Source organism: Aestuariibacter salexigens DSM 15300 (assembly GCF_000429145.1).
GTDB classification, from domain to species: Bacteria; Pseudomonadota; Gammaproteobacteria; order Enterobacterales; family Alteromonadaceae; genus Aestuariibacter; species Aestuariibacter salexigens.
In genome coordinates, this window is sequence record NZ_AUBH01000001.1 from 578,875 (window position 1) to 592,926 (window position 14,052).

General features: G+C 45.1%; 9 protein-coding genes. 4 read left to right on the forward strand and 5 right to left on the reverse strand.

Annotated elements, in window-relative coordinates; genetic code table 11:
* Positions 1-77: 77 nt before the first annotated feature.
* Positions 78-2,360: an FdhF/YdeP family oxidoreductase gene (locus G441_RS0102580; RefSeq protein WP_026374911.1), complete on the reverse strand. Its 2,283-nt coding sequence runs from the start codon at positions 2,358-2,360 to the stop codon at positions 78-80.
* Entirely contained in the window at positions 2,353-3,117 is a 765-nt protein-coding gene (fdhD, locus tag G441_RS0102585; RefSeq protein ID WP_051275282.1) for a formate dehydrogenase accessory sulfurtransferase FdhD, read from the reverse strand. The genes G441_RS0102580 and fdhD overlap by 8 nt, the downstream gene beginning before the upstream one ends.
* Positions 3,118-3,293: 176 nt before the next feature.
* On the opposite strand from fdhD, the gene G441_RS0102590 reads away from it, so the two are divergent.
* The 4 genes from G441_RS0102590 to G441_RS0102615 all read left to right on the forward strand — a co-directional run bounded on the left by G441_RS0102590 (position 3,294) and on the right by G441_RS0102615 (position 9,640).
* Complete coding sequence (locus tag G441_RS0102590) at positions 3,294-4,070, forward strand: hypothetical protein (protein ID WP_026374913.1); 777 nt, start codon at positions 3,294-3,296, stop codon at positions 4,068-4,070.
* 572 nt (positions 4,071-4,642) lie between these two features.
* Complete coding sequence (locus G441_RS0102600; RefSeq protein WP_026374914.1) at positions 4,643-5,107, forward strand: hypothetical protein; 465 nt, start codon at positions 4,643-4,645, stop codon at positions 5,105-5,107.
* A gap of 111 nt (positions 5,108-5,218) precedes the next feature.
* The gene (locus tag G441_RS0102605) at positions 5,219-7,012 is read left to right on the forward strand and encodes an alkaline phosphatase D family protein (RefSeq protein WP_026374915.1); all 1,794 of its coding nucleotides are present in this window, start codon (positions 5,219-5,221) and stop codon (positions 7,010-7,012) included.
* Positions 7,013-7,354: 342 nt separating this feature from the next.
* Positions 7,355-9,640 carry a sensor domain-containing diguanylate cyclase gene (locus tag G441_RS0102615; protein ID WP_051275283.1) on the forward strand — a complete coding sequence of 762 codons (2,286 nt, stop codon included), beginning with the start codon at positions 7,355-7,357 and terminating at the stop codon, positions 9,638-9,640.
* Between the two features lie 54 nt (positions 9,641-9,694).
* Here G441_RS0102615 and G441_RS0102620 read toward each other — a convergent pair whose 3' ends face one another.
* The 3 genes from G441_RS0102620 to G441_RS0102630 form a co-directional block, all read right to left on the reverse strand.
* Complete coding sequence (locus G441_RS0102620) at positions 9,695-11,233, reverse strand: methyl-accepting chemotaxis protein (protein WP_026374917.1); 1,539 nt, start codon at positions 11,231-11,233, stop codon at positions 9,695-9,697.
* A 165-nt stretch (positions 11,234-11,398) separates the two neighbouring features.
* The gene (locus G441_RS0102625; protein WP_051275284.1) at positions 11,399-13,453 is read right to left on the reverse strand and encodes a S9 family peptidase; all 2,055 of its coding nucleotides are present in this window, start codon (positions 13,451-13,453) and stop codon (positions 11,399-11,401) included.
* A gap of 109 nt (positions 13,454-13,562) precedes the next feature.
* Positions 13,563-13,994, reverse strand: coding sequence for a universal stress protein (locus G441_RS0102630; protein WP_026374919.1), 432 nt, complete (start codon positions 13,992-13,994; stop codon positions 13,563-13,565).
* Between the last annotated feature and the right edge of the window lie 58 nt (positions 13,995-14,052).

The window sequence follows — 14,052 nt, forward strand, 5'->3', positions numbered from 1 at the left end:
AATAGACAGAATTTTAGACGAAGTTTCAATAGCATACTCGTACATCCAACAATATGAAACTGTTAAACCGTGTGTCTTCAAAAGGCAGCTTCAAGATTAATTCTATTTAACGTAATAACTACCGGTATGGATTTTGATGTGGGAGTAATTGACTGCTCGCCAACGCTCTCAAATGGAACCAGCGGGTTGGCTTCAGGATAGTAAGCTGCCACATTGCCCTGTGGGATGTCGTACTCAACAACTTCCATGCCTCGCAGCTGCCTTTTGGTATTGTCATTCCAAAGCGTGGTGACGTCGACGCGTTGTCCGGAAAAAATAGATAAAAACTGCATATCAACTTTATTCATGAACAACACATTTCGTTTTCCATTAACACCGCGATATCTGTCATTAAAGCCATAAACTGTGGTGTTGTATTGGTCATGTGAACGAAGGGTTTGTAACGTAAAGACCGGCTCATTGGCTTTCTCTACAATCTCTGCGACGTCATCTGGATAAAGACTCGACGGTAAATCGCCGGTGAAAAATTCCGCAAAACCAGAGTCAGTGTTCCAACATTTGTGTGCTGCATCGTTGCGTAAATGAAAACCACCTGGTTGCTTAATATGATGATTGAAATTATTGAAACCATCGATGGTATCTGCAATGGCATCTCTAATGGCACTGTAATCAGCAGCATATCGTTGCCAATCGATGCTTACTCTGGCGCCCAAAACCTTATCAGCGATATTTGCGACGATGTCGATTTCGGATTTCGCTGAGGCGCTAATCGGCTCACATGAGCCCATCGAGCCATGTACCATGCTGAATGTATCTTCGACGGTAATGATTTGTGGTACACCCTGTTTTCGATCAATCTCAGTGCGGCCAAGGCATGGCAGTAATAAACCATCGTGTTTCAAATTAACATGAGTGCGATTTAACTTGGTCGCAATATTGACAATAAAATCAGCTTTGCCCAGTGCTTCCTGTGCATATGCCGTGTCTGCCGATGCTGCAGCAATATTGCCGCCCAGACATATCAGTATCTTACTCGCCGACGTGTGAAGCGCTTTAATCGCATCGTAGGTTTTATGCCCCGGTTTAGTTGGTGGCGCAAAAACAAAACGTCGTTGTAATTTATTGAGAAAATCCGGAGTAGGGCGCTCAACAATGCCCATTGTTCGGTTACCCTGAACGTTGCTATGCCCCCTGACAGGACAAAGCCCGGAACCTTTTTTGCCGATGGCACCCGTTAACAAGTGTAAATTGCTGATTTCTCGGATGGTGGCGACGGAGTGTCGGTGTTGTGTGATCCCCATCGCCCAGGCGGAGATCCTGTTTTTTGCCGTAGCAAAAATGTGTGCAGCATGTTCAAGTTGTGGTTTGCATAAACCGCTTTGCTTTTCAATCTGCTGCCATGACGTGGCATTCACAACCTCTGTATAGGCGTCAAAACGTTGTGTGTGGTGCTTAATGAAGTCATGGTCAATTGCCTGCGGATAGGTATCCAGAATCGCTTTGGCAATGCCTCGTACTGCGGCTAAATCGCCACCCAGTTTCGGCGTAAGATAGTCATGACTGATTGTCGTCCGACTTAAGCCAAATAGCTCCGCAGGGGCCTGAGGACTGGCAAATCTTTGTAATCCAACTTCTTTAAGGTTATTAAACGTGACGATCTTCGTGCCATTTTTAGCCGCTTTCCTGAGTGCGTTGAGCATACGCGGATGGTTACTGCCAGGGTTCTGACCAAACACAAAAATACACTCAGTATGATTAAAATCATCGAGAACGACTGTGCCTTTGCCCACACCAATAGATTGTTTAAGCGCGATGCCACTGGCTTCATGACACATATTCGAGCAGTCAGGAAAGTTATTCGTGCCAAAAGCCCTGCCGAATAACTGGTACAAAAATGCTGCTTCATTACTGGCGCGGCCCGAGGTGTAGAGCTCCAGCTGATTGGGATCGTCAAGACCGTTAAGCTTTTGGGCAATCAGTGCAAAAGCCTGTTGCCACGAAATAGGATGATATTTATCTGTGTCACAATGGTATCGCAGAGGTTCGACGAGACGGCCTTGAGATTCCAACCAATAGTTACTTTTATCCCGTAGTTCCTTGAGGGTAAATTGCGCGAAAAATTGCTTACCAATCCGTTTGTCAGTCGACTCCCACGCCACGGCTTTCGCGCCATTTTCGCAAAATTTGAATGTCCCGTCTTTTTCATCTCCCCACGCACAGCCCGGACAATCAAAGCCCTTGTGTTTGTTCATTTTATAAAGGTTATTGATGTTCTGTCTGACGCGTTTACTTTTAATCAATTCACTAACGGTAGACTTGATCGACGGTAAGCCACCGGCGTAGCGTGGTTTGTCAGGCATGCTGTGTGTCCTTGGCCTGTGTAAAAATCACCGGCTGATTGTTTCTGGGCAAATAAACAAGGTTTGCACAAGCCTGCTTTGCGAGTGACACGGCTAGCTGACTGGGGGAGGAAAAGCTAACCAGGGTATCGATATCAGCGATAACAGCCTTTTGCACCAAATCAGCGCCACATCGACTGGTGATGACTAAATAGCCGTCAGCGAGATTTAATTTATTTCGCAGCGCAGCACCAATTACTTTATCCAGTGCATTGTGTCGACCAATATCCTCTCGGCAAATGATTGTATTATTATTCCTTTGAACAAACATCGCCGCGTGTAGCGCACCGCTTTTTTTACCGAGTAGTTGATGATCTTTCATGCGATCCCGAAGTGTTGCAAACGGAATGTCTGTCACAGAATGAGGTGAAGGGAAGGGGGTCAGTGCAAGAAATGCCTGTTCAAGGGCAGCGTTATGACAGAGTCCACAACCCGCAGGTGTCGCAAACAGTCGTCTCTTTCTAATAAGCTGCTGTTCTCTTCGTCCCGTAAGCTGTATATCTGCGGCAAACCCGAGAGAGGTTTTAGTAATATTCAGATCCTGGAGTTCCAGCGTGTGTTTGACTAAGCCTTCGGTAATAAAAAAACCAAATAGAAAGTCTTCAATGTCAAAAGGACTTATCATCATCACAGACAATGCAATGCCATTGACTGAAATAGCCAGAGGCACCTCTTCCACCAACTCGTTTTCAACTGTCGGGAATTGCCTATTCATCATAAACAGAGTATCTATGTAATGGATGACATTAAGCAGTGTACAGAGAACAAAAGAATTTCCAATATGAAGAAAATCATCTCTTTATTAGTGGCAGTTTTGGCAATGTTAAGCGTGTCATCGTATGCGCATGCTCTAAACGATGTAGGTAAGAATTGAACCAGAAATTAAGATATAGCATGACCGATAAAAGTAAGACAAGCATGCATCAGTTTCGTTTTTTTATTTGCTTCACTTTAATTTTCTTTTTGGGAAATGCTAAGCATCTTTTTGCTAAACCTTTCGAGATTGCCGTAAATGATTCCTACTCGGCAAAGGTCGGCAAAAGTGAAATTACCGCATTATTTGCGCACATGTATGCGCCGCTCGGCATTACGCCAACCGTAAACTTTTATCCTTCGCGGCGAGGACTGCAATTAGCGAATGAAGGGTTGCTAGACGCTGAGGCCGGGCGCATTCCGGACGTCATTTCACTTTATCCAAATCTCATTGCTGTGCCTGAATATATGATTGAACATCAGGGCGCGTTTTTTTGTAAAGACGCACGGTTATGTAAAAAACAAAAAGACCATGCATACGCAATTATACGAGGCTATCGTGGTGGAAAAAGTTATTGTGAGTCGCAACGGTTAATTTGTTTGTTTGACGCGACACCTGATTTTTTGCGCAGCGCATTAGTCAATGGCGCGATTGATGCCATCATCGGAAGTAAAACAACCACGCTCAATCTATTATGTGAAAGCGGCATTCGCACTGTGTATTTCAGAAATGAAGAGCGACTTAAGCTTGCCAGTTATCATGTTCTGCACAAACGTCATGAAGATAAAATTGACTTGTTAGCCAAGTCGATAAAGGACATGCGTGAACAAGGGGTTTTTGATGCGTTTGTTGCGAAGAGTTCAGCACTGCCTGAAGGCTGTGTTATTGAGCTTATCGATACATCTAGCTTAAAGTAAACTTATATTTAACTTCGCATAATGTATATTATGTTAAATTAAGTGTTTTACTTTACATACAAAAAGTAGACACAAAGCGCGATACAAAGCGCTACTCTCTCATAATAAAATTTCGTTAGTCTGTTTCGTTATTTCGCACGTATAATAGTGTGCGTCTAATGTATGGACGCCGGTGCTAACCGCTTTTAGATCTAGGTCACATTTTAAGTTGTATATGGCTCAGACAAAAACAGCATCTCAAAGTAAGAGAAGTATCCCACCACGGCGCAAAACCGTTCCGCCTTTAACATATCGCGAATTAATGTATCGCTGCGTGCTTGGTGCACTGCTGGTTCTGATATTGTTTGTTCTAAACAGTGATTTTGGTATCAGTAACGACCCGGTTATATTTGCCGTAACCGCTGTGCTAACCGTCGTGCTTTTTATGATTGGTACAATTATTAAGTTTGGCAGGTAACGCTGTGTTTCGTTGTTGAAAATAACGCCATCACCGTAAACCCGATTCAAGCATGCGCAATATTTTATGTTAGTCTATTGATTCATTGATCATTTTCTGTAAGACATAATTTTGTATGAAATCATTCTGTACTTTGGTTTTCGTGACATGCTTGCTTGCACTTCCAACAACTGTTTCTGCCGCGCAAGGTAAAAAACACTTTCCTGGGATCTTTATTGGCAATACCCACTTTGACGGCGAAGATAATTTTACGCTTGGTCTGGAATATGAATATCGCTTTACGCCTAAATGGGGATTGGAATTAATTTATGAACGTATCAACGATGCCCATCACGGCGATGGCGCCACCGTTGTTGTGGCGCAGGCAATGTACCACCCGGTAGCACAGCTGCGTATGGGATTTGGTTTAGGCCAGGAAAGATTAGGCGGCGCCTATCAAAAGAATAAACAACTGTACCGCGCGACCATCGCTTATGATTTTTTAGTTGGAGACATTGAGATTGCGCCGACAATCAGCCTTGATCATATTGATGGCGAAAACGCGGTGGTTGCTGGAATAGCGTTTATTTACCCGCTCTGACGTTATTGATAAATAACGTAAAAAACACTTTTATTCACAAATATTTCACATTATGGTGATTGAATTCGAGATGCAGCGCTGCATCGGTATAGCAATGGATTAACTATCATTATGAATTCTTTCACCAGACGTCATTTTTTAAAACTTACTTCACGTGGTGTGGGGCTGGCTATCGTATCTTCAGGATTAGCAGGATGCCTTGGCAGTGATGAACTCACCCTTCCTGAAGCGCCGAATATTCCCCCTACCCCAGTCGAGTTCCAGCATGGTGTTGCCAGTGGCGATCCCACTCAACAGGCCGTAATCCTGTGGACGCGGGTTACACCGCTGGAGCAGAACTTTAGTGGTCAGGTCAATATTCAGTGGGAAGTTGCCACAGATTCAGGGTTTTCGGATATCGTTACCAATGGCAGCGCAGCGGTTACTGCGGCCAGTGATTACACCTTGAAAATTGATGCTGTAGATCTGACGCCGAATACTACGTACTACTATCGCTTTATGGCCAATGGCGTTAGCTCACCTATTGGTATGACCAAAACCTTACCTGAAGGTAATGTAGAGAGTGTCAAACTAGCCGTGGTCTCATGCTCGAACTACCCCGCAGGCTATTTTAATGTATACGATCTGGCATCACAGCAGTCTGATCTCGATGCGGTTTTACACCTTGGCGATTACATATATGAATATGACAGAGACGGCTACGCCAGTGAAAATGCCGCAACAATAGGCCGAGAAGTGCTGCCCAATAAAGAGTTGATGACGTTATCTGATTACCGTACACGCTATGCGCAGTATCGCTCTGATACAAGTTTACAAGGACTTCATGCCGCCCTGCCCTTTATTGCCATCTGGGATGATCATGAGGTTGCCAATGACGCATGGCAAGACGGTGCAGAGAATCATCAGTTTGAAGAAGGTGACTACGAGCAGCGTAAACTCGATGCGTTACAGGCGTATTTTGAGTGGATGCCTATTCGTCCGGTGGTAGAAGGCAACAATGAGGTCATCAATCGTCAGTTCAGTTTTGGCAATCTGGTTGATTTATACATGCTTGATACCCGAATTGCCGGGCGTGACCAGCAGCTCGATTATGGAAACTATCTGAATCCGATCACTGGATCGTTGGATGCTGCCGGTTTTACTGCTGACGTCAGCGATCCCAACCGTACCTTATTGGGTGCTGAACAGCTGCAGTGGTTGCAAGGCTCAATGAGCATGTCGAATGCGACGTGGCAGGTTTTGGGTCAGCAGGTTCTGATGGGACGTATGTCGCTGCCTGCCGCCATTGCCACGCAACAGCTATCAATCAGTGAATTTGCCGAACTTGCACAGCTTGCCATTCTGGCACAGCGAGCACAGGCTGGCGACCCCACGCTGACACCTGAAGAGCTAGCCTATCTGCAGGCGAATATCGGTCGACTCACGCCAAATGTCATGGCGTTATTGCAGCTACCTGCTATTCCGTACAATCTTGATGCATGGGATGGCTATGCGTATGAAAGAGAAGTGGTACTTGGCACCGCCAAACAACTAAACAAAAATCTGGTTGTACTGGCGGGTGATACCCACAATGCATGGGCAATTAATCTGAAAGATGCGTCGGGTGACCTTGTTGGCGTTGAGTTTGCCACGCCTTCAGTTTCCTCTCCCGGCCTGGAAGAGTACCTTTCCATCGCCCCTGAAGATGCACTGGCGACGGAAGCCGGTATTGTACAACTGGTTGAAGATCTTCAGTATGTGAATGTGAATAATCGTGGATTCATGACACTGACATTTACAGCAGATAAAGTAGAGAGTGAGTGGCATTTTGTCGATACGATTTTATCTACATCTTATGTCGAGGATACCGCACGTGGGCAAAGGGCCGAATCATCTGCTGCCAACCCGGGGGTGAGGCTAGTCTGAATGACAGGGGCTCTTCGTAGTCCCTTCCCTGCTTTAATAGTTCATTTTCATTTAAAAAATCGTTTGAGCATGTTGAACAGTTCTTCCATTTCAGTAGGTTTACCCAGAAAGTCATCAAAGCCGACAGCCTTATAATTTTCAATATCCTCGCTCATTAGGACAGTTAACACCGATGGAATTGACCGGCCCCCAATAAAAATCTCCCTCAACCGGTGGCTTAGTTTGAGGGGGAAAGGTCATACCTTCTGTGAAAATTGTAATCTAACTACCTATTAGCCTAGTATTTAGGATGCTCTACCAATTTAGCATTTACGTGTTATTTATTTGAAAGAGATCTATGACATGAAAGACGTACCGAGTGACAAGAACTATTTGAGCTTAGGACTTAATGCTGATGTATTGGAGAACATGGATGAATTGGTTGGTGTTGTGTCAGAGATATTTTCGTTGCCTATAGTCTCTCTGAGTGTGGCAGGGGGAGGCCAATTCATTACTATTGCATCACGAGGTGAGCTCGACGTCACGGAAGATTGCAAACTGTTATTCGATGCTATTCTAGTGAATCAAGGAATACTCTTTATCGAAGACGCGGCGTTAGATAGTGAATTTGAAAATTTAATTGTGATGGATGGACAACCAAAATTACGATTTATCGCCGGATACCCCCTACATTTAAACGGAAGTATTGTCGGCGTACTTTTTCTTGCCGATACGTCTCCTAAAAAATTATCAGATTCTCAGAAAAGTACGCTGAAAAGTATCAGTCGGATGGTCGAGAGACAGTTGAATATTAGTCATGAACTCGACAGCATGACTCAAGAACGGAATCTTATTGAAATATCTCCAATCGTTCAAGTTACCTGGAATGTTGATAATGGATTAAAACTCACTCAAGTTTCAAAAAACTGTGAACGCATTTTAGGTATCAGTCACAAAAAACTGTTATCAGGAAATGTCACCATTCAGGATATCCTGACAAATGAAAGTGAAGCACATTTTTACGAGGCGATTCATTATCATCAGGAAGGCGCACTAACAAATTCATGCAAGCTATGTATTCACTCCGCATCAAAAAATGTTTGGTTAAGTATGCTTTCAAACGCAACTTTCAATTCAAGAGGCAACGTTATAAATATTCAGGCCTTTTTATTCGATACTAGTGAGCAGAAGTATATTGAAGATAGACTAAATGAAACAAATCAACGAATGCGGTTATTACTTGAGGCCTCAGAATTAGGAACTTGGGACTGGAACATCACCGCGGACGTTAATCAGGTAAATCGAAAATGGTGCGACATGTTAGGGCTAAGTATCGAAGATTTCGATACAAGCGTTCGCTTCTTCAGGCAGTTGATTCATCCCGCTGATATCCAAAGAGTAGATAAAACGCTTAGTAAGCATTTATCTGGCGAAATTGATGTATACAGTGCTCAATTAAGAATGCGCCATGCTGATGGACACTGGGTATGGATCGAGACTTACGGTAAAGTGGTCGAGCGTGATGGTAACGGACAGCCCATGAGGCTAGCAGGTATTCACCGTGATATAACCCAAAGGATGGAGCAGGAACTCACTGAAAAGAAGAAAACGCAACTACTAAGCTTTATTAATAAAGCGAGAGCAAATTATCTTAGAGATAACGACCTAACCAGCGCCTGTCAGGCGATATTACCTGAACTTATTGAAATTACAGACAGTCAATTCGCGTTTATCGGAGAAATTATAGAATCAGCATCTGCGCAGCGACTCTTTATTCACGCGATTTCGGATATATCCTGGGATGATGTTAGTTCTCAATTGGTTCAACGGTATCGAGAACGCGACCTTTATTTCGATAGCTTTGATAATCTTTTTGGGCAAGTCATCGTTACCGGTGAGAAGGTGTTGAGTAACTCCCCTGCCTCACATCCTGCTTCCCGGGGCACACCTAAAGGTCACCCAAGAATAAACCGTTTCATGGGCTTACCTATCAAGTTGAAAGATAAGACCGTTGGGATGATCGGGTTAGCCAATAAAGCAACACCATACATAGACAGTGACGCAATTTTCATGCAGCCACTGCTCGACGCTTTATCTGGTCTATTTTATGCGGTTGGTCTCGAAATGGCGCGAGCTAAAGCTGAAGAAAGATTACTCGAGCTGGCAATGACTGATGCGCTATCAGGGCTGCCAAATCGCCGCGCTTTTATTGAGCATAGTAAGATGCTAGAAGAAAATGACGTTCAATGCTGCATCGGTATCATTGATATCGATTTCTTTAAAAAGGTAAATGACACTTACGGTCATGATGCAGGTGATGAAGTTATAAAAAGCGTCGCAAATAAAATTCATGATAGCTGTCGCTCGGATGATTATCTAGCCAGATTAGGTGGTGAGGAATTTGCTGTAATTCTTGCCAATAACAATCAACAAGATGCACATAGAGCACTAGAAAAAATGCGTCATGCCGTAGAGTCAATGTCAATTAATTATAAAGAGCACAATCTTTTCGTTACTATTAGTATCGGTGCGGTAGAAGTGATGGTCTGCCAAAGCGGCACAATTTCAGACCACATAAACCTCGCAGACAAAGCACTTTATCAGGCTAAAGATTCAGGGAGAAATCGAATATGCTGGTATGAATCATGAAAGATTCAAACCAGCATATCGGAAGTTGCGCTCTTATCAGCTAAATGCTTAACACTAGGGTTTGAAACTCAATGGCAGTGAAGCCAGGCTCTCGGAACGTTTCGTGATACTGTCAGATTGTGTAGATACATCTTCAGCCAGTGCCAGGTTCGAATCAGCCTCGCGATTAACGTTCATCACATTACGACTGATCTCCTCTGCCACCACGCTTTGTTCCTCTGCGGCAGTCGATATTTGAGTGGCGAAATCAGCGATGGTTGTTACATCCTCATAGACTTTATTGATGATATGAACGGTATCTTTGGTTTCCTCAAGACACTGTTCGGCAGTTTGTTTACCACGCTGCATCTTGCTGGCCCAATTCAGTAACGTATCCTGGATTTCAGACATGGAATTCTGAATCTGCTCAGTGGCTTTGTGGGTGCGGGTAGACAGTGCCCTCACCTCTTCTGCGACCACTGAAAACCCTCGTCCATGTTCACCCGCACGAGCAGCCTCAATGGCAGCGTTCAGGGCTAACAGGTTAGTTTGATCGGCAATACCCTGAATCTCCCTGATGACTTCACCAATTTGCTCTGCTTCTTTAGCCAACTGCTCGGACGATGTGGCAGAATCGGCAACCTCGTCAGCCAATGCTGAAACGATCTTCATGGTATTGTCCATGGACCCTGTTGCCTTTCGACAATCCGCGTGTACCGCATCGACCTTTTCAGATGTATTGGTAGTGTTGTGCGCTACGTCCTTTATCGTTGCTGACATCTCTTCCATCGCCGCGGCGAGTTGATGCAATTCATGTGTTTGTCGTTCAACACCTTCACGGGTTTTTTCAGATGCGGATTTTAATTGCAGTGCGCTGTCAAGCAACGCCTTGGCACCGTCAGTCGCCCGCCCAAGTATGGTTCTTGAACGGCCTGCATGCATCGCTTCTCTGAAGCGCAACACGTCTGCGGAACCATTACCGCTGTATACGATCCGAGAAACGCTGTCGTAATTCTGTTTCCAACTGTTTATTTCCCCTGGGATAGCAAAAATCTCGATATAAAAACATCCCAACGCAATAACAGGTAGAGTGATACTTAGCGAGGGTAAAGAAAAACTCCCGACAATTGCCAATACAGACAGCAACGCAAATAATGCAGCGCGCATTTTAAATTGCTTCCAGAACGGCTCATCGATACTTGAACCCGCATTTATTTGTTCGTAGAGACGCTCCGCGCGGCTTCTCACGTCTCGTGACAGTGTGGTTCGAACCGACTGATAGCCCGTCAGTTTGCCACCTTCAAATACCGGCGTTACAAAAGCATCTACCCAATAGTACTTGCCATCTTTACAGCGATTTTTTACCGCTCCTCGCCAGGCTTTGCCCGATTTTAGCTTTTCCCACATGTCGGCAAACGCGGCTTTTGGCATATCCGGGTGTCGGACAATGTTGTGATTTTTCCCTACAAGTTCGCTCTCTTCATATCCCGCAACTTTACAAAACTCGGCATTTGCATAGCTGATGACGCCGCGGGTATCGGTTACCGACACAAGTTCTTCATTGTCAGAAAATGTCACTTCCTTATCGACAATATGCTGGTTTCTTCTCGACATTGATAGGACTCTTAATTAAGCAACACCACTGATAGTAGCAGTGTATTCAAATTACCTGTAGACAAATCAGTGAAATGTGATTTGTTATTCCAATATCGGCACACCGAAGTGAAAACCTTAAATAAAAAGGGGCTCAAAAGCCCCTACTGGTCACAATACTGTGTTTTAGTCTTTATCACTTTTCGAAGATTCCAGACGTTCCTTCATGCCTAAGTCGAACTCTGGCATGGGATCTTTTCTGGTCGCGTCTTCTGCAAGGTAGGTATTCATCCAGCGCATCAGGCGCAATGCATAGTCATATTGTGCTGCGGCTTTACGATTACCATGCCCTTCACCTGGGTAAAAGACCAGCCTGGTTGGTGTGTCTGTGCGGACCTTTAAGGACCGGTAAAGCTCCATAGACTGGCTCGGATGCACACGCGTGTCCTCTTCACCGTGTAAAATTAACGTTGGCGTTGTGCTCTTGCCAGCATGGAAAACGGGAGAGCGTTCAATCAGATTCATCCAATTATCTTCCCAAGGCCATTTAAGCGAATGTACAAGATGCATTTCTTTAGGGATATCACTGGTACCAAATTTAGATACCTGGTTGGAAATTCCCACGAAGGCCACTGCTGCAGCGAAATGCTCTGAAAGCGCTGTTGCCCCCCACATTGAGGCATAGCCACCGTATGAACCGCCGGTGATACCAACACGCTTCGCATCCACAATGCCCTGCTCCGCGAGCGCTTTGACGCCGTCAACCAGGTCGTTGAACTCCTTCCCGGCATAATCATTCTGGTGCGCTTTAGCATAAGTTACGCCACGCCCTGTTGAGCCTCTATAGTTAGGATAAAATACAGCATAACCCTGTGCTGCACCGAATTGCCCTGCCAGAGAATAGCCAGTTAGCCAACCATCACTGTAATGTGCTTCTGGACCGCCATGAACAGTCAGGATCAATGGCCAGCCATTTTTCGGTTTGTCGCCATTGGGTGTAATCAGTAGCCCCTCTACGTTCTGGCCATCCCGCGCGTTGAACGTAAAGGTTGATTGTACGGCGAGGGATTTATCTGCCAGCCACTGGTTGTGGTTGGTCAGTTTCGTTACGTTACTTGCTGTAGCAGCAAAAACGGCACGGGGATGTGTTGGACTGTCGGCAATGATGCGAACATTGTCGCCGCCAATATCCGCACTTCTCACCAAAATATCCTCTGGCGTTGTGAATACCTTACGTTCAATACCTTGTGTGTCATACACCACAAGGGCACTTTCCACGCCACGATGGGCTACAGCAAGCATTGAAGAGTTATCAAGCCAATCAATATCTACTACATGCTGCATGGCATCAGCTGTTAGCTGGGTCAGAGCACCATTGTCAGGATCTGCGAGCATTAATACGCCCGTTGACGTATCGTGAATGTCGGTACCAGCAAGCAGTGCAATATGTTCGCCATTGCCAGACCAGACGAAGGTGCCCAGTTTACCTGGTATATCAACTGTGGCGGTTATCTCTGCATCGTCTACGTCGATGACATGCAAATCACGTTGCATATAGTAATCATCAATCAGGTTGGTTGGTGCAACCGCAGCGACAATTTGCTTTCCGTCTTCAGATAATTCAAATTCGCTAACGTGGCCTTCTGCAAATAGCGGACTCGCTTCAGCGCTTTGATCTTGTAACGACACCTTCCAGATGCCTGCCAGGCGCTGATCTTCTTCGTACGCGTAAGCTTTGAATCCTTTGTCTTTGAGGTCGTCTTTGTCCTGCTTAGGCTTGGCGACAAAGTAAAGTGTATTGTTGTCCGGTGATAATGCGTAATCGCCTATCGCCGTATCAAACTCGAACACTTTGCTTGCTTCACCACCTTGCATGGAAATATGGTAAAGCGAGGTGTTTTTATCACCGTCACGCTTGCTTCTGAAATACAACTTATTTCCATCAGCACTGAATTGCAGGCCAGATATACTGCCTTCTGTACCGATAAATCTTACTGGCGCGTTATCGCCTTTAATAATGTAAAGGTGGGTGTCTGTCCTGCCGTCTTCATCACCAGCGAGCATATTTCTCGGTACGGATAATGTGTAGGCGGTGACGTCACCGTTTGCAGAAACGGTGACATTGCCCGCGTGCTGTACGCGGGGTAAGTCTTCAATAGTGAACGGGGTAGCGAGTGCAGACGACACACTCAATGTCACAGCGCCAACGGCACCTGTCCATGCTTTGAACTTCAAAGACATGTTGCTTTCTCCTGGGTATGTTGCTTTAGTTTTTCGGGCAACATCTTAAAGAAGAAAGGCAATCCTCTGCAAGTTAACGGCTTGCGATGTAAATTAACGTCGACCGCACTCAGTCTTTGATTCGAACCGCAAGTACATCGGTGTTTACGCCATGTAATACCGCGTTGGCAGTGGAACCGAGTAGTAATTTCATGCCGCTCTTACCATGGGTGCCGATGACAATTAAATCGGCATCAATGGCCTCTGCAGTGTTGTGGATCATGTCTGCGGCGGGGCCAACTTTGACATAAACATGGTCTTTATTAAGCTGGTTTTTATCCGCAATATCACGCAACTTCTGCTCTGCCTGCTCTGTAATTTCCAGCGTAAAATCGCGCTCTAAATACAATCCATAGGGTTCAAAACTGGTTTGAGGAAAGGTGACGTGCAGCAGATGTACCTGCGTTTTATCTTCGGCAATTTGCAGTGCTTTATTGAGTACAGCGTCGTATGAATTATAGATGTCCAGTGCTACCAGTACACGTTGATAGTGGGATGACATTGTCTCTCTCCTACTTTGCCCCGTTTATGGATTCACCATAACCTACTTCGTCTTTAAA